14 protein-coding genes and 1 pseudogene are annotated in these 16,433 nt (G+C 58.7%); 10 read left to right on the plus strand and 5 right to left on the minus strand.

The window, feature by feature from the left end:
- Positions 1-340: 340 nt before the first annotated feature.
- The gene (locus COL8621_RS02110) at positions 341-1,615 is read right to left on the minus strand and encodes a flavin-dependent oxidoreductase (RefSeq protein ID WP_093966871.1); all 1,275 of its coding nucleotides are present in this window, start codon (positions 1,613-1,615) and stop codon (positions 341-343) included.
- 508 nt (positions 1,616-2,123) lie between these two features.
- Here COL8621_RS02110 and COL8621_RS02115 point away from each other — a divergent pair.
- The 9 genes and pseudogenes from COL8621_RS02115 to COL8621_RS02155 all read left to right on the plus strand — a co-directional run bounded on the left by COL8621_RS02115 (position 2,124) and on the right by COL8621_RS02155 (position 11,292).
- Positions 2,124-2,777 (plus strand): DUF4386 domain-containing protein, encoded by a 654-nt coding sequence (locus COL8621_RS02115; protein ID WP_176438415.1) that lies wholly within the window; start codon positions 2,124-2,126, stop codon positions 2,775-2,777.
- 96 nt (positions 2,778-2,873) lie between these two features.
- Positions 2,874-2,978, plus strand: a pseudogene (locus COL8621_RS18940) (helix-turn-helix domain-containing protein); the annotation flags it as partial.
- Positions 2,979-3,384: 406 nt separating this feature from the next.
- Positions 3,385-3,522, plus strand: a complete 138-nt coding sequence (locus COL8621_RS19420) for a winged helix-turn-helix transcriptional regulator (protein ID WP_370804584.1) — start codon at positions 3,385-3,387, stop codon at positions 3,520-3,522.
- Positions 3,523-3,829: 307 nt separating this feature from the next.
- Positions 3,830-4,837, plus strand: coding sequence for a TRAP transporter substrate-binding protein (locus COL8621_RS02130; protein ID WP_093965683.1), 1,008 nt, complete (start codon positions 3,830-3,832; stop codon positions 4,835-4,837).
- Between the two features lie 24 nt (positions 4,838-4,861).
- Positions 4,862-6,895 (plus strand): TRAP transporter large permease, encoded by a 2,034-nt coding sequence (locus COL8621_RS02135; RefSeq protein WP_093965684.1) that lies wholly within the window; start codon positions 4,862-4,864, stop codon positions 6,893-6,895.
- Between the two features lie 29 nt (positions 6,896-6,924).
- Complete coding sequence (locus COL8621_RS02140; RefSeq protein ID WP_093965685.1) at positions 6,925-8,568, plus strand: AMP-binding protein; 1,644 nt, start codon at positions 6,925-6,927, stop codon at positions 8,566-8,568.
- Complete coding sequence (locus COL8621_RS02145) at positions 8,565-9,329, plus strand: SDR family NAD(P)-dependent oxidoreductase (RefSeq protein WP_093965686.1); 765 nt, start codon at positions 8,565-8,567, stop codon at positions 9,327-9,329. The genes COL8621_RS02140 and COL8621_RS02145 overlap by 4 nt, the downstream gene beginning before the upstream one ends.
- A gap of 17 nt (positions 9,330-9,346) precedes the next feature.
- Entirely contained in the window at positions 9,347-10,513 is a 1,167-nt protein-coding gene (locus tag COL8621_RS02150) for a thiolase family protein (protein WP_093965687.1), read from the plus strand.
- On the plus strand, positions 10,510-11,292 hold the full coding sequence (locus COL8621_RS02155; protein WP_093965688.1) for an enoyl-CoA hydratase/isomerase family protein: 783 nt from the start codon (positions 10,510-10,512) through the stop codon (positions 11,290-11,292). Before COL8621_RS02150 ends, COL8621_RS02155 begins: the two co-directional genes overlap by 4 nt.
- A 70-nt stretch (positions 11,293-11,362) precedes the next feature.
- Here COL8621_RS02155 and COL8621_RS02160 read toward each other — a convergent pair whose 3' ends face one another.
- From COL8621_RS02160 to COL8621_RS19425, 3 genes are all read right to left on the minus strand, one after another.
- Positions 11,363-12,262 carry a TetR/AcrR family transcriptional regulator gene (locus COL8621_RS02160; protein ID WP_207652070.1) on the minus strand — a complete coding sequence of 300 codons (900 nt, stop codon included), beginning with the start codon at positions 12,260-12,262 and terminating at the stop codon, positions 11,363-11,365.
- Positions 12,263-12,276: 14 nt separating this feature from the next.
- Positions 12,277-12,510, minus strand: a complete 234-nt coding sequence (locus COL8621_RS02165; RefSeq protein ID WP_141137806.1) for a hypothetical protein — start codon at positions 12,508-12,510, stop codon at positions 12,277-12,279.
- A 144-nt stretch (positions 12,511-12,654) separates the two neighbouring features.
- Positions 12,655-12,939 (minus strand): DUF6966 domain-containing protein, encoded by a 285-nt coding sequence (locus COL8621_RS19425; RefSeq protein WP_093965690.1) that lies wholly within the window; start codon positions 12,937-12,939, stop codon positions 12,655-12,657.
- Between the two features lie 298 nt (positions 12,940-13,237).
- On the opposite strand from COL8621_RS19425, the gene COL8621_RS02175 reads away from it, so the two are divergent.
- Positions 13,238-13,924 (plus strand): imm11 family protein, encoded by a 687-nt coding sequence (locus tag COL8621_RS02175; RefSeq protein WP_093965691.1) that lies wholly within the window; start codon positions 13,238-13,240, stop codon positions 13,922-13,924.
- A 364-nt stretch (positions 13,925-14,288) separates the two neighbouring features.
- Here COL8621_RS02175 and COL8621_RS02180 read toward each other — a convergent pair whose 3' ends face one another.
- Entirely contained in the window at positions 14,289-16,052 is a 1,764-nt protein-coding gene (locus tag COL8621_RS02180; protein WP_093965692.1) for a hypothetical protein, read from the minus strand.
- Positions 16,053-16,433 lie beyond the last annotated feature (381 nt).

Here is a 16,433-nt window from a genome sequence, read left to right on the forward strand (position 1 = left end):
TCTGGCAAGCACGAGCCGCCTTGCAGATGTCGTAGGGTGACCTCAGACATCCCGATGCGTGTATGAAGGCTGGCAACAGCTTTCAAAATGTGAACGACTGATCCAAGAGCGTCCCCCGCCACCGACACAGCAGCGGCTTTCAAAGTACCGTCGGATACTTGAACGGCGGTTCTAAACAAAAGAAGCAGACGCGCATCGAAAGCGCAGCATCAAGAGCCTAGTGCGCTAAGCCGCCATTCTTCGCGCAACAGGAACCAACGTTGCTAAATCGGCACTTCCGGTCCAAGGCCCACCATAGCGGAGCCCCTGCAATCTCGGTGCGCCGCACGCCCTTCCGCTATTATACTTTACTCCCCTGCGGGATGGTCGGCGGGGCGCTGTTCAGCTTTTCAATCGCGAAACCGGCTGCGCTTTTGTATGCGGCCATGAACTCGTCGCGCTCGGCCGGCGGCACGACGGCGTCGATGTCGGCGAACTCCCCGCCACAGCGATCATCAACCAAGTTCAAAAGCCCGAATGGTCCTGCCCCACGATTTCGCAAGATCAGCTCGGATACGGGGCCGCACAACTGCTCGTCAAAGGCGGCCAGTGCCTGCACCGTTAGTCCGTGCTGCAACACCTTGGCCCCCAGGATACGCGCATCGACGATGGCTTGGCTCGCCCCGTTCGACCCTGTGGGATACATCGCATGGGCCGCGTCGCCCATCAAAGCGACAGGACCGTCCTGCCAAGTCGGGATTGGGTCGCGGTCAATCATCGGGTTTTCATACACCGTGTCGGCACCGCGCAGCAGCGCGGGCACGTCGAGCCAATCATATGTCCACCCTTCGAAATGGTGGATGAATTCGTCAATCTCGACCTGTTTGAACCAGCCGCTGTCGCGCTCGCCCGGCTTGTCATAGGTCACCTCTGCAATCCAATTGATCGCGGCCAACCCATCCTCGTCTACATGCGAGATCGGATAGATCACCATGCGATGCTTGTGAGTGCCCAGCCCAATAAATGACGATCCAGTGCGGATCGGTTTTGCCCGTGTCGTTCCGCGCCACATAACCGCACCGCCCCAGTGAATCGGCGGCTGGTCTGGGTGCATTTGGGCCCGAACGGCCGAATGGATCCCGTCCGCACCTATCAAAAGGGTCCCGGTCTCTCGTTGGGTGCTGCCATCGGACCGCTCGACAATCGCGGTCACGGTCCCGTCGCCGTTATGTTCATAGCCAGTGACACGCGCGCCTGTCTGCACCGCGTCCGGCCCCGCGCGCTCCAACAGCTTGCGATAAAGCATCATGTGGAATTCACCGCGATGCGCCGCGTATTGCGGCCAAGCATACCCGGCCTCCAAGCCGCGCGGCTCGCTGTAGATTTCGTTGCCGTTCAAACCGACAAGCGCCCATTCTAGGGCGGGTAGGCCTACACGATCCAACTCGTCGGTGGTGAACCCCAAGTCTAACAACTCGCGCACGGCGTTGGGCTGGATATTGATACCCACGCCCAAGGGGCGCAGTTCTTTGGCGGATTCGAACACGACAGAGCGAACACCGATCTGGTCAAGCGTCAGTGCCAGCGCAAGCCCCCCGATACCACCGCCGGCAATCAACACTCTCGGTTCCGTCATGCTTTCAGCCCTTCTCGTAATTTTTCTAAGTTCTACAAGGCTTTCACCTTGCTTCCAAGCATCGGCCTGCGACCAACTGGCATTGTCTCCAATGCTGGCCGCCCTGCCGCCTGTACGGGGGCGGACCTTGACCATCAGAAACGAGCCGTTTTCGACAAATCGCGATGCTACGACGAAGGCCAGACCGAGCCCATCGCTGCGGCATGGAAAACGGCCTCGCTTGCTCTGGACAGGCTGCTCTTCGGCGGCCATTCATGCGCCAAACCGCGCATGACCGCCTGCTACACCAAATCCTACTTCGCTTGTTTCAGGGCTAATTCCTGCGAAGCGCGGCGCAAATATTCCTGAGTGGATAGGCCAACCGCTTTCGAACGTCGTTTTCGCCCGTGCCAGAAACGCGTGAGTTTTGGCCGGTTCTACCGTACCGCACGCCTTCGCTGCCAAGTTGACCGAGGTCATGGCCCGCGGTCCCAGCGACGCTTAGCCTTTAGGCATGCAGGAGGGCGTCATGTCAAAAAGGTACCGCACCGAGAGCCGGGTCGCTGGCGTCCTGTTCATCATTGCGACAGCTGCGACCATGGCGAGTCAAATGATCGTCGAACCGATCCTCGACCGCGCGACTGAGGTGACCGTACTTGCCGGGCGCGAAGGGGCGTTCAGAACCGGCGTGCTGCTTGAAGTTTTGAACGCTCTGGCGAGCGCCGGGATCGCGATCGCTCTGTTCCCGATACTTTGGTGCTGCGTCAGGGGGCTGGCCGTCGCTTACGCCGGGCTGCGGACGATCGAGGCCAGCACCGGGATTGCCGCGGTTTGTGGTCTGTTGTTGCTGCTCTCGCCCGACATGGGTGAAATCGGGTTAGTCTGGCACGATTGGGCCTTCCTGTTGCTGCTGCTTGTCTTCAGCACCAGCGCTTGCGTGCTTTACCCGGTGCTTTTCGTCTTCCGGCTCGTGCCGCGCGTGCTGTCGGTTTGGGGGCTGATCGGCGGCCTCATGCTGGCGGTCTCCGTCCTGCTCATCTTGTTCGGCCGGATCGAGTTCGGCTCAATGACTGACTTGGTGCTCTCCCTGCCAATCTGGATCAACGAGATGGCGCTGGCACTGTGGCTCATCTTCCGCGGCGTAGACATGTCGGCGCTGCCGACTGAGAGGTTGATAGACTGAGAGCCCCGAAAATGCGGCTGCACGAAGTCCAATTGGGGTGCCCCTAGATTTCCCTCGCTTTGAGGCCAGGAGGCCAGCAAGGGGACGGGCAATTACAGCGACGCGTTCAAGCGGGACGCGGGGCCTCAGATCACGGTGCGGGAGGTTTCACGGCGTTTGGGCGTCAGCACACCCTCTGTGTACGACTGGATAAAGCTGTTTGGCGATCCTGCGCCGAAGAAGCCCGGCGCGGTTGAAAGCGTAGTCCATGCTTTCTAGGGCGGCGATGCCCAGAGGGTTGGTCGTTAGATATTTCATCGTGTCATTGGCATGAGCGAGTTGCGCCGCTGCCAGCCCCAATGTCAGTGCTGTTGCTGCGACCCGGACAGGGCGGGAAAGGGTCAAGGTATTCAAGCGCGGTCTCTTGATTTTTTTGACGGCGGGACACCCACCGAACGTGGTTCGGAAACAAGGGTGACGTAAGTTGTTATGAAGTAAGGCCTTTTTTGTTGGTGGGTAATTCATTGATCGTTCTCAGCCATCCCCTCCGCTTCGCGGTAACCTTGCGTTGCCGAAGTGCCCCTCTCGCATCATGCTTCAGCACCTGACCAATCGGTGAAGCGCCTTGGTGCTCTTAACACTGTCAGGCGAAACTTTGCGTTACGGGGCCTTACGCCGGGCCATCGTGAGGATCAGTGAGCGGATGCTCTCCGAGACATTGAATGCACTGGAAATTGATGGGCCGGTACATCGCGACTTTCGTTGAAGTCATGCCGCCACATGTCGAATATCGCCTGACCGACTTGGGAGTTGAAGCTGCCGCGCGTCGGCGCCGAATGGGCAGGACGGGGTGTGATCGGGCCCGATGGGATCTGTCAGGTTACCAGAATAGACGGAATCGATCGGTTTTGCCTGGTCGCGTGGGGCGAAGAAGTGTGCGAAATCAAATCGCTGTAGTGCTTGATAGGCTGAAGTGGATGCAATTTTTGAAATCATGAATTTCCTTTTTGCACATTTATGTGTAAGAATCGCTTCGGGCGACGGATTTTCCGCGCCAACGGAGGAGGAACACCATGAAATTCAAAACCACACTCACGGCCCTTTCCCTTTTGGGAGCGTTTGCAACTAGCGCAAACGCCGAAGGCAAGGAGATGTTGCTAGGCACCATGGCGGTGCCCGGCACAACCGTTGAAACCGCGTCCCATCTTTTTGCTGAAAAGGTTGCCGCCGAGATGCCCGGTCAGCTTACGGTGATAGTGAACGACTCGCTGTTGAAAGGCGCACAGCTGGCACCATCCGTCCGGGATGGGGTCGTCGACGCAGTGGTCGCAGTGCATCCCTATCTCTCTGGCTCCGAGCCTGTGATGGGGCTCCAGAACCTGCCGGGTGTCATCCGAACCGCTGAGGAATATCAAGAGGTTCTCGCTGCTTTCTGGCGAGAAGACCTGCGCTCCCTTTGGAACGACAACTGGAATTCTCATGTGGTAGCCGAAGGCGCATGGGCTACACATAATCTTTTCACCGCCAAGCCTGTGGAAACCCCCGAGGATTTCGCGGGGCTGAAAATCCGCGTCCATAATGCCGAAACCGCGCGCTTCATCAGCCAGCTCGGCGCTTTGCCCACGCCGCTGGATGCCTCTGAAATGGCAGCAGGGCTGGAACGTGGCGTGATTGATGGGCTGTTCACCCCGTCTTGCTATGCCTACAAGCAGGAGCTGTTTCGCTCTGCCTCGCACATCGGGAACTGGCAGATCGGTCCGATTCAGGGCTGGGCAATCCTGATCAACAACGACAAGTGGAATGCGCTCAGCGCGGACGAACAGGCCGCATTGACCGCCGCCGGCGAGGCCGTCGAGGCCGAGATGTGGGCAAACTTTGCAGCCAATACCGCCGAGTGCGTGGATGGCATGATCGCCGACGGCGCGACCTATTTCGAAGCTTCTGACGGGGACATGTCGGCCATCTTCACCGATGCGAACACCCAACCGGTCGTCGACGATTGGAAATCCCGCATGGCTGACAAAGGCTTTGACGGTGACAAGACACTTGATCAGGCGATGAAGGCCGCGGCGGGCGAATAAGTCCCTTTTTCCAAGGAGAACACCATGTCATCAACCGCACTTCATGCGGCGGACCAGTCCCCTGATCCCGCGGACACCGCGGGGGCAGGCGGCGGCTGGCAGGTCGCGGGTCTTCCCGGCGCGCTCTGCGTCGCAGCTCTACTGATCATCTCGGTTTTTGAAATTACCGCGCGTTACGGATTCAATGCGCCCACCTTCTGGGCGACGGAAATATCGACGTATGTCGGCGTAGCAGCTGTGTTTTTTTCACTGGCCTACGCCGAGGTGCGGGGCGAACATGTCCGCGTCGAGGCGTTTTTGGAACAGCTACCTGAGGCCCGGCGCGTCCCGATCCTGAGGCTGGCCAATTGGCTGGGCGTGGTGTTCATCGCCTTCTGCTCGGTCGAATTGAGCCGCTATATGGTGGCAGATTACACCGCAGGGACGCGGAACTGGGGGCTGATGTCGACGCTGCTGTGGATTCCACAGGTGCCGGTCGTACTGGGGTTGGTCGGGTTCACGTCAATCCTGACATGTCGCGCGGCCGACGGCGCGGGGCGGAAGCACGTGGCGGTGCTGATAGTCGCGGGCGCCGCCGTGGCGGGATTTTGTGCAGGCCGCAAGGGACTGTCGGTTGCGGGTCATACCGTCCCGTGGAGCTTGCTGATCGTTATTGGCGCGACCGCTATCTCGGCCGCGATCACCACCGGCTGGCGCAGTGGGGCGGTGATGGCCGGTTTGCTGGGCGTCGCCTGCGCCGCGATGATGCTTGCCGCCGGTGGCGGGCAGGCTGGCGCGGCCATCGTGATCCTGATCTTTGTCTTCGTTTTCCTCGCCTTGGGGATGCAGGTGGCTGTCGCGCTTGGCCTTGTCGGTGCGCTTGGTCTGATCTTCCTCCCGCCGATCCCGCAGACGGTCGTGGTGGCAGAACGCGTCTGGAACGGCGTCAACTCTTTCACTTACACAGCTGTACCCATGTTTGTTTTGATGGGTAGCCTTCTGATGCGTGCCGGCATTTCGCGCAGCCTTTTCGACGGGCTGGTCGTCTGGATGGGGCGCATTCCGGGTGGGCTGGCACAGGCCACGCTGACGGCCAGCGGGCTGTTTGCGGCCCTGTCCGGGTCCTCGATCGCCACTGCCGCCACGATTGGCAAAGCCGCAGGGCAGGAAATGCTGGATCGCGGCTACAAGCCGTCACTGGCGCTTGGCTCTATCGCCGGGGGCGGGACGCTTGGCATCCTGATCCCGCCCAGTGTACCGATGATCATTTTTGCGGCGATGGTCGGCGTCTCGGTAACGAAGCTGTTCGTTGCGGGCATCGTTCCGGGCTTGATGGTGCTGACCAGCATGATGGTAGCCGTCTGGATCTGGTGCCTGCTGAAACCCGAGGCAGGCCACACGGGCCGCGCTTATTCAATGGCCGAGAAAGCTCGTGCCTTTGTACAATTCGGCCCGTTCCTAGGTCTGATCGTGATCGTCATCGCATCGCTCTATTTCGGGGTCGTCACAGCGACCGAGGCCGGCGCACTTGGTGCTGCCCTTGCGCTGATCCTCGCGGGGTTTTCCGGCAAACTTTCGTTTGACATGATCCGGGGGGCGCTTCTGGAAACTGCCGCGCTGACCGGCGGCATCCTGTTCATTGTGATCGGGGCGGGGATGCTTAGCTGGCTGGTCGATTACCTGCGCATCGCGACGATGTTGGTCGAAGCGGTTGAGGGCAGCGGCATGCCCGTTGTGTCTGTCCTGCTGATGCTGATGGTCGTTTACCTGATCCTCGGCATGTTCATCGACCCGATTTCCATGATGCTGATGACGGTGACGATCACCTATCCGATTGTCCTACACGCGGGATATGACGCGCTGTGGTTCGGCATTGCCCTGATGATGATGATCGAAGTCGGTCTCATCACGCCGCCGGTCGGCATCATCCTGTTCGTCCTGCGCGGTCTGTTCCCACAGGCCTCGTTCAAAGAGATTTCGACCGGGTCTCTCGTCTTTGTCGGCGTCATCCTAGCCAATGTCATCCTGATTGCGGTGTTCCCGCAGATTGTCACCTGGCTGCCAAGCCTGATGCGCTGATCAACACTCAATAGGGAGGAGGAATTCCCATGCCAAACAGAGAGCTAACCCCGCAGATCACCGCCCGCGTGGCCGATCTGACCGGTACATATACTGCCCCTGACGCCTGCGCCGGTTTTTTGCTGTGCGATCGGCATCCGGCAGACCGCGTGGCCTATCGCATCATCGGTGAGGGCGCGCCCGTCGACCTGACCTTCGGTGCGCTCAAGGCACGCTCCGAAAAGCTGGCCAGCGGGCTAAGCCAACTGGGTTTTGGACCCGGCGACCGGATCGCGACGTTGATGTCGAAAGGCGACGACTACCTTGTCACGTTGCTGGCGGTTTGGCGGCTTGGCGCGGTCTACGTGCCATTGTTTACGGCCTTCGCGCGCGGCGCGATTGAAATGCGTCTTGAATCAAGTCGTGCGAAACTTGTGGTGTGCGATGCCTCCCAAAGATCGAAACTAGAAGGTCTGGTGGGTGACGCCTTGCCTGACCTGAGGGTTGGTCAGTTTGAAGAGGTCGACTGTGATCTGTCGATGCGGGCCATCGAACGCTCTGGCAAAACCGGGTTCCCGGCTTATATCGCCGGCGGGGATGGCGCTGTGATCGAGGTCTATACCTCGGGCACGACCGGCAAGCCCAAGGGTGTTGTCGTTCCCTTGCGCGCTTGGGCCGGGTTTCAGGCCTATGGCGAATTCGGTCTGGGCTTGACGCAGGGCGATGTCTTCTGGAACGCGGCGGATCCAGGTTGGGCCTACGGGCTCTATTTCGGGGTGATTTCGTCGCTCACTAATGGCGTAACCGCGATTATGCATACCGAGAAATTCTCCGCCGACGGCACTCTTGCCGTGCTGCGGGATCAAGGGGTCACGAACTTTACCGCCGCGCCAACGGTCTACCGTAGTCTTAAGGCGCATGGGGTCGAACCGGGGGGCATCCGACTGAAGAATGCCTCCAGCGCTGGGGAGCCGTTGACACCGGATGTGAACGAATGGGCTCCAAATACGCTTGGGGTCGAGGTGCATGACCACTTTGGCCAGACCGAGGCCGGAATGCTGGTGAATAACCATCACCACCCTGATCTGAAGCGACCGATCAAGCCGGGGTCGATGGGCCAATCGCTGCCCGGCTGGGACATGACGGTGGTCGACGCCGAAACACACGAAGAGCTTGGCCCCGATCAGCCAGGCCTGTTGGCGGCGCGCCTTTCGAAAAGCCCATTTGCGTGGTTTTCAGGTTACCGCAGCGCGCCCGAGAAGAACGCTGAGCGGCTAACGCCTTGTGGCCGCTGGTATCTGACTGGCGATCTGGCAAAATATGATGCCGAAGGGTCTTTCCGTTTCTCATCGCGGGATGACGACGTGATCATCATGGCGGGCTATCGGATCGGGCCGTTCGACATCGAGTCCGTGATCTCGACCCACCCGGCCGTGCGCGAGGTTGCCGTGGTTGCGGTGCCAGACGAAATCCGGGGCGAAGTTCTGGAAGCCGTCGTCGTGCTGAATACGGGGTCCGAGCCTTCGGACGTCCTGTCAGACGAGATCAAGCAGAAGGTCCGCACGGATTACGCCACCTATGCCTATCCGCGTCGGGTGCACTACCGGGAAGATCTGCCCAAGACGCCTTCAGGAAAGATTCAGCGCTTCTTAATCCGACAGGATCTGCGCCGCGCGCTGGAGGTGTCGGAATGAGGCTTCAAGGCAACGCAGGGATTGTGACCGGGGCCGCGTCCGGCCTTGGTCGCGCTACAGCCGAACGGCTGGCGGCCGAAGGCGCGCAGCTTGTCCTGATAGACATGAACAAAGACGGCCTGGAAAAAGTCCGCAGCAACTTGCCCGGCACCCATGTCACCGCCCAGGCAGACATCTGCGATCCCGATCAGGTGCGTGCGGCGATAGACGCGGGCGTTCAGGCCTTTGGTGCCCTGCGGTTTGTGGTGAACTGTGCCGGCATTCCTTCGGCAGCCAAGACTGTGTCGCGCGGAGTGGCGCATGATCTGGACCTCTGGAACCGCGTCATCGGCATCAACCTGACAGGATCGTTCAACGTGCTGCGTCTGACGGCCGAGAAAATGATCGCCAATGACGAGGGCGGTGACGGCCAGCGTGGGGTGATCGTCAATACCAGCTCCATCGCGGCGTTTGATGGGCTAAAGGGACAAGCCGCCTATACCGCCAGCAAGGCGGCGGTTGCGGGCATGACGCTGCCGATCGCGCGTGACCTAGCCGATCACGGTATCCGCTGCGTCGCCATCGCGCCGGGTGTGTTCGAAACCGAACTGACTGCCAGCGTGCCCGAAAAGGGACGCGAGGCGATGGAGCGCAACTTCCTCTTCCCGCGCCGCACGGGCCATCCGGCAGAGTTCGCCGACATGGTGTTGACGCTGATCACGAACCCTTACCTGAATGGCGACTGCTTCCGCATCGACGGCGGCACCCGCTTTGCCCCATAGCCTCCGGAGACCCTTAAATGACCAAAGATGTCTATATCCTCGGCACCGCGAGAACCCCGATCGGGGGGCTGCTGGGTGAATTGTCCGGTCTGAGTGCCGTCCAATTGGGGGCACATGCCGCCCGCGCGACGGGCGAACGCGCGGGACTTGCCCTCGAAGCGGTCGAGCAGTGTTTCATGGGCTGCGTCCTCCCTGCAGGGTTGGGGCAGGCCCCCGCGCGACAGGTTGCCCTGTCCGCGGGCCTGCCCAGATCGACGCAAGCCACGACGGTGAACAAGATGTGCGGATCCGGCTTGCAGGCCGCGATCCTGGCGCACGACCGGATCAAGGCGGGCGGCGCGTCGATCATCCTTGCCGGAGGAATGGAAAGCATGTCCAATGCTCCGCATCTGTTGCCGCGCCAACGGCAGGGGATAAAGTTCGGCAATGGGGCAATCATCGACTCCATGTCCCGTGACGGCCTTGAAGATGCTTATGAACCGGGTACGCTGATGGGGCAGTTTGCGGACCGATCCTCGGTCGCGCATCAGGTCAGCCGCGAAGAACTGGACGATTTTGCCGTCATGTCGCTGGAACGCGCCATGGCCGGGGCCTCAAGCGACGAAATCGCCGAAGTCGAGGTCACCTCGCGCCGTGGAGTGCAGGTCGTGAGCACCGACGAACAACCCCGCAACGCGGATATCGGCAAGATCCCGCAGTTGAGGCCGGCCTTTGGCCCAGAGGGGCGCACGACGGCGGCCAATGCGTCGTCGATCTCGGATGGGGCGTCGAACATGATCCTTGCGACGGCCGAAGCCGTTCCAGCGCAGGCGCCCCGCGTGCGCATTCTGGGGCATGGCTGTTATGCCGCTGATCCCGACCAGTTCTGTTCCGCGCCCGGCTTTGCGATGGCGGACCTGCTGTCCACGATCGGCTGGGAGGCCGAGGATGTCGACCTATATGAGGTGAACGAAGCCTTTGCCGTGGTCCCCATCCTTGCCGCACGCCACATCGGTGTGTCGCTGGACAGGGTGAACGTCCGTGGCGGCGCCTGCGCCCTTGGCCACCCAATCGGGACCAGCGGGGCGCGTATTGTGACGACTCTCGTCAACTCTTTGATAGCGCGCGGTGGCGGGCGGGGCATGGCCTCGATTTGCCTCGGCGGCGGAGAGGCGTTGGCCATGGCACTGGAGGTGACCGGATGACCCAGACCCAAGCACAGACAAAATCGCGCACCCTGACCCGGATCTGCCGGGTGGAGAACGGGATCGCTTGGATCACCATGGATCGACCCGACAAGGCCAATGCCGTCAGCACCGCCCTGCTGGCCGATATCCTTGAAGCACTGGATGCGGCCGAGCGAACACCCGGTGTCAACGCAGTGGTGTTCTCGGGCGAGGGGCGGCATTTCTGTGCTGGCGCGGACTTGTCCGAATTTCTGGCCGAGGGCGCGTCGGCCTTTCGTCGCCTTCTGAACGCCTTCCGCGAGGTTTGCACCCGTTTCGAAAAGTCGCCCCTGCCGATAATTGCCATGGCGCAGGGGGCCGCACGGGCCGGTGGCCTTGAGCTGATGCTTTGCTGTGATGCGGTGGTCGCCGATGAGGGCGCGACAATCGGCGACGCGCACATGTTGCGCAACCTACTGCCGGGGGGCGGCAACAGCGTCCGCCTGCCGCGCACCATCGGGCATCAACGCGCCAAGTGGATGATCCTATCGGGCCAGTCGATCTCGGCAAAGCAGGCGCAGGACTGGGGGATCGTGACCCGGTGTGTGGCGCAGGGCTCCCTGCGGTCAGAAACCCTCAGCGTCGTGGCTGAAATGACCGTGGGGCATCGCGATACCATCGCACGCGCGAAATCGCTGCTGGTCGCTGTGGACAAGCTTGGCTTTGAAGAGGCGCTGCAGAACGAGATCGTGCATCTCGAGCAACATTCCACAAGCCAGGCTCTGAGAAAGAGCTTGGCCGGGTTCCTCCGCGCCTGAATTTGGCAGGTGCGCTGGCGGCCAGGATCCGGTGCGCCAGCTCGCCTCCAAACCTCACGACGAAACGCAGTTAAGCGGACGCCTTTCCGACCACGGCGCGCACACAGAAATCCGCGATGGCCTCGACCTGGGCCAGTTGCTCTGCCTCAGTGATATCGTTGACCCGGGCCATCGGTCCAACCAACGCCTCGAACAAAGACCCAACAATGCAAGCGGCCGACACTTGCGCGGGTTGATCCACAAAGGCCCCTTCGTGAATGCCCCGGTCAATCACTGTCTCGAAAACGCGCATCAGTTTCTGGCGATAGCGCAGCCGCTCCACCTCAATCTCGCTTTCGACGGGTTCGGCGACAAGCGCATACCCCATCCGGCGCCCCCGGACCGCGCGGCTGCCGAAGGTGTAGGCGCACCGACGCAGAATTTCCTTCGCAGGCTCGTCCCCCATGGCGATGCCGGCTACGACATCGACCTCATGCTGGGATACATGCGCGACGACTTGGACCAGCAGGGCTGTGCGCGACTTGTAATTGCGATACAGCGTCCCCTGGGCAAGCCCGGCGCGTTCGGCAATTGTGCTGATCTGCGCGTCACGAAAACCCACCTCAGACACGAGTTCTATTGCGGCCGCCAAAAGCCGCGCCTTTTTGTCATGCTGCGGAAAGGCAACCATTCCCGGCGTGTCAGACAGCACAGCTGGCGCGGATGCCGGCAGTTCAGGAGCAACTCCGGAGTGCTTCGCCTCATGCTCAAGATACCAATTTTCAGCAAAACGGCGTGCTTCATCAAGATTTTCGGTTTTTGTGCTCGCCCGCTCGCTCACACCACCGAAACTGCCCTGACATTGCCAGTAGCGACTGTTTGCTCTGCGGTACAGGTTTACCCTGCCTCCGACCGCCTCGTGTTTTTCGCTTTTCATGGTGCCCAAGTCCTGCCGTGTGAAAAATTTATAATCAAAGATCAGTGTTTTCACAATGTTCTTCAATTTCAGATGCCCACGGCTGCCATGGCGGTGCGGTCCTTAACGCAAGCTGGGCCATTTCGACCTTTGGCACCCGGTTGAAGCTGTTTTTTCGCCAGAAATGCGGCAAAAATTCCGGGGAACTGCTGGGAATGGCCGTAGCTGATTTCAGTGTCGATCAGCTCCAGGTTAACTTGCAAGGCCAAGCTCAATGTCCGCTTTAGGCCGAGGACCTGAAGCGCGTTCGTGCGAGCGGCCAATGTCAGCTTCCGGCCCAAAGCTGCCGTTCATCCCGTGATCGACTTGCTGCAATGCGGCCCGCCATAGGAGACATCGCTGCAATGGCGCGATCTCGGCCTGCTCAAAAGACTGGAACGCGGGACGGAGCGGACCTTCGGAAGCTTCTAGCGCAATACCTGAGCGAGTTCGTACGCTCTCCTGCGCTCTCGGTGGAGCAAATCATTGGCTGATGCTGGTGCGTCTAAGACAAGGTCGTTGAAACTTCCCATTCCGCCATACAGACCCAAGAACAATTGGACACAATAACCATCTGAGTTTTCGGCGATCTGCCGGACACGTCGGACTTTCTTAAGCCAGTGACCTTTTTCATGTTGGGCAAGTAGCTTCTCCAAATGGGTAAGGCTTTCCATGAAGTCAACAAGGTCAGGGTGCAAATTCGGCGGTTTCATGGCACCACTCTAACTGCCCAGAGCATCGTTTCAAAGTAGGTCCTGTTTGGTAGGTCTGGGCTCCTAGCGGACCTCGGAGGCGGTTCAGCATCTTTGGTATATGGACGAAAGACCGGCTTCACTCATCGGCCCAAACCTGCCGTCCGAATTACTTTCTGTTGCTGCGTCAGCATTGACGCTTAGGGTTTTCTATGCGGAACATTATGAACTTTCTAAAAAATTACTTAGTTGGCCGCTTCTTAGAAATAGGTAGATGTGTCATCAAGGGCGGATTGATTTATCTTGATGAGAGATTCCAGTGGCCATACTTTTGGATACCGATTGGGGTGGGCCGTTTTATGACGCGATTTCGTTTGAGTATTGCAGTCGGAAAGACGCCGAGCCACTAGAGCGATACAAACAAGAGTGTGAGCAGCGCTTACGCGAGCTTGATTTCCAAAGGTTCAAAGAAAAAAAGCATCCGTTTGAGATGAGATGGGTCGAATATCCAAGATGGGCTGATCACGTGCCGAACCGGATACGGTTAACCAAGGGTGTGGCCTTACCAGATTACGTGCATGATTCCGGGTTCGGCATGTTGGCGTCCGAAACTCTCAAAGGTTTGATAGAAGACGTAGAGCCACCCGGCGCGGGCTTTTCATTGTTTCCCATCGATGTGTATTTGCCAGATAACAGTTTGTATCAGGAACAATATTACGTTTGGGATGTTTTCCGAAAGGTTGACGCCATCGACCCGAGTTCCAAAGGCGTGAAGTCGGTCGGCGGCCCTGTGGATGGGCATCATTCTTGGACCTATACAGCAGGCGGCGTCAAAAGAACTCGGGAAACGCTTGCCGTCAAACGGGATGTTATCGCAGGTATGGCGGCATGGAACGACATTCGTATGAGCAATGGCGGTTGCTTCATCGCGGATGCCTTGTTCAATAAAATGCAATTTCACGCTCTGACCGGATTTAGCCCCAGGTCCGAATGGTCGGAAGTTTAGCCACGTCGTTGTTGACTTTAGAGGCGTCGCAAAAGTTTCCTAACTTTGGGTTCAAACCTACCGTTCTCCGCTTTGCAGTATCTCAAACCTCAGGTATCCGAAGCCCGGTCACGAACGGCCCAAACCGGACCTTCATCCCGGCGTCCAGCGCAGCATTGCAGCTTCATCGAACCGGTCATTCGCTCCGCACGCGAGAATATGCGTGCCCCGATGACTGCAATGCGGGACAAAGCGGTCGTTGCCATAGCAGCAGTATCACTTAACATTGCGAGTCTCAAAACTGTTCGTAAATGCATTGTGCCGGGTTAAGCTTGCACTTCCCGATATGGAGCTGGATGAAGGCTTGGCGGCCTTGTGCCAATCCTCAATAACAGATGGAATCAAGTCGGATATTTTCACTCTGTGACCTGTAAATAGCTTTGTTCACTACGTAGTCGAAGCTGTTGATCGTGTTATCATGGACCTTTTCCCAGCGCGGGCCCCAGATCAACTCGATTATCTGTTCACGTGACCACCCTGTTCTAATGAGGGTCCGGGTCGTCGTGGACAGCAATTTAGCTCTTTGCTTATACGGTATTGCGGACAATCGCGTGACCAGTCCCGACGTCACCTCTTGAGGGTATTCGTCTGTTAACAAGCACAGTCCCACAACGATATTATTGGCCGCCTCGGCATTGGGCTGTTCGTCGAACCGGGCAAACTCGCGGTCTAGCGCGGCAAAAAAAGGTGCCAGCGCGGGTCGCCCGGCATACGCCAACACCTTGACCAGATTCGGTGCTGTTTGGAGATATTGCAATTGCTCCAGAATGGCCAAGTACGGCTCCAGATCCGCCTGCGCTTCTTCCGTATAGTGCGAAAACACCTGAGCATGCTCTCTTGAAATGTCTTCCTTACGGTCAACGTGGTACTCTAACCGTTCCATTGCCTCGGTTCTGAACATTTTGGCCAGCGCCGGATCGTGCGCCGCAGCCAACCCGGCTGCCTGTTCAAGCCACCTCTCACCCTGCGTGTATTTCTTTTGAATCGCTGCAAGCAACAGTTCGGCATCTTCTTTTTCGAACTGGTCGGATTTCTTAAGCTGGTCGAAGAAATCCTGCATCGCATACGGCGAAGCCACCTGGTCGCCTTGCGGCCCTTCGATCGCCCTGCGTAATTGTTCGCGTGCGTTCTTCAGCATATCAATTTTGGGCAACGTGACTGAACGGGCAAAAGTTTTGTCGATAAAGCTTGTGGTCGGCTTCATTTTGGTCGGGGCAAGAGGCCACGTCTTGCGACGGGCAACATGGTATTTTGCATATTTGGCACCACCTTGAAACAAATGTTCACCGACATCGCTGACCAAAATGAGCGGTGTCTGCAAATGCTCAGCTTGCGTTTCAGTGCGACGGAAAATTATGTTGGTTTGGCCGTTTTCGACCGTCGCTACTTCCGTGGTAGAGGTTTGGATCTGCCCCGGTGCAATTTGCAGAATACCCACGGGCTCATCGAGTTTTTCACTATGGGTACGCCACGACAGCATCATTTCTGCGTGCGCTGGTGTCGCTTGCCCAGGCACGATACACAGATTTGACAGCCGCATTCTCTTCTGCATCCGAAGTGAAAGGCTCTTGGGCGGTGTGCAGCCCGGAACCAGATCGATGCGATGTGCCGCGCTGCTAAGACCATCATTGGCCAGTGACACCACCTCCCGAGCTCGTCCCGTAACAAGGATCCAGCTACAGATTTCGTCGCAGCCCTCGCCCCATCCCTGCAGAGACACCACCTCGGCAGTCAGGTTCTCCGGTGGCTCACCGATGCTTTTCGCGCTCAACTCCGCCAGTTTCACATCGATCACGCGATTAACCTGGTAGGGCAGAAAGGTGACCACGCCGACAGGCACCGCCAACGCGACAACCCAGGCAGCACGGTGCATGAATGGCCGAAAAAGGAAATACAACAGCCGCGCGGCCAACAGCACGGCGAACACCGTTGGTATGATGGCGAAGAGCTTCACGATGGCGAAACTCAATCCCGGAAAAACGAAATTCGACAACGCTGCAATCAAATGAATTTGGGCGTCGAGACCGAACACGAGGGCCGTTGCCAGGCCGAGGACAGCCAATAGTACATCGATTGTAGAAATTTTCATGGTAAACTATTTTACTAACATCGTAGCGTTTCAAAACACGGGTTGTTGCCGTTTATGTTCTGAAAGAGGAATGGGGCCGATTTGTGAAACCACGATGGTATTCATTAGTAGAAAAGAATGGAGGTCAGTGCGCAGGGCAGGCTCCGACCGACCTATGCCCGCCAATCCACGACGGTGACAAGCCATGCCCGTATTGACCCCTTAACCACATCACAAGGCAACATTCAAAAGCCGTGTAAAGCGGCCCATATCCTACCTTGGCCGAAGATCATGATGCCGCGCTGCGGTCCGTCAATCCGGACATTCGCTGCGGGCGCACGGAATAGACTCCATCTGACGACCGGATCGCGGAGTTATCGCTTCGAATACGTTCTTGACTGC

This window comes from Actibacterium lipolyticum (genome assembly GCF_900184935.1).
GTDB classification, from domain to species: domain Bacteria; phylum Pseudomonadota; class Alphaproteobacteria; order Rhodobacterales; family Rhodobacteraceae; genus Actibacterium_A; species Actibacterium_A lipolyticum.

What these genes read in the sequence shown, in the direction of transcription:
- COL8621_RS02135 (WP_093965684.1), top strand. Translation starts at nt 4,862, where the DNA reads ATGTCATCAACCGCACTTCATGCGGCGGACCAGTCCCCTGATCCCGCG.
- COL8621_RS02155 (WP_093965688.1), top strand. Translation starts at nt 10,510, where the DNA reads ATGACCCAGACCCAAGCACAGACAAAATCGCGCACCCTGACCCGGATC.
- COL8621_RS19425 (WP_093965690.1), bottom strand. Translation starts at nt 12,939, where the DNA reads ATGAAACCGCCGAATTTGCACCCTGACCTTGTTGACTTCATGGAAAGC.
- COL8621_RS02130 (WP_093965683.1), top strand. Translation starts at nt 3,830, where the DNA reads ATGAAATTCAAAACCACACTCACGGCCCTTTCCCTTTTGGGAGCGTTT.
- COL8621_RS02110 (WP_093966871.1), bottom strand. Translation starts at nt 1,615, where the DNA reads ATGACGGAACCGAGAGTGTTGATTGCCGGCGGTGGTATCGGGGGGCTT.
- COL8621_RS02115 (WP_176438415.1), top strand. Translation starts at nt 2,124, where the DNA reads ATGTCAAAAAGGTACCGCACCGAGAGCCGGGTCGCTGGCGTCCTGTTC.
- COL8621_RS02145 (WP_093965686.1), top strand. Translation starts at nt 8,565, where the DNA reads ATGAGGCTTCAAGGCAACGCAGGGATTGTGACCGGGGCCGCGTCCGGC.
- COL8621_RS02150 (WP_093965687.1), top strand. Translation starts at nt 9,347, where the DNA reads ATGACCAAAGATGTCTATATCCTCGGCACCGCGAGAACCCCGATCGGG.
- COL8621_RS02140 (WP_093965685.1), top strand. Translation starts at nt 6,925, where the DNA reads ATGCCAAACAGAGAGCTAACCCCGCAGATCACCGCCCGCGTGGCCGAT.
- COL8621_RS02180 (WP_093965692.1), bottom strand. Translation starts at nt 16,052, where the DNA reads ATGAAAATTTCTACAATCGATGTACTATTGGCTGTCCTCGGCCTGGCA.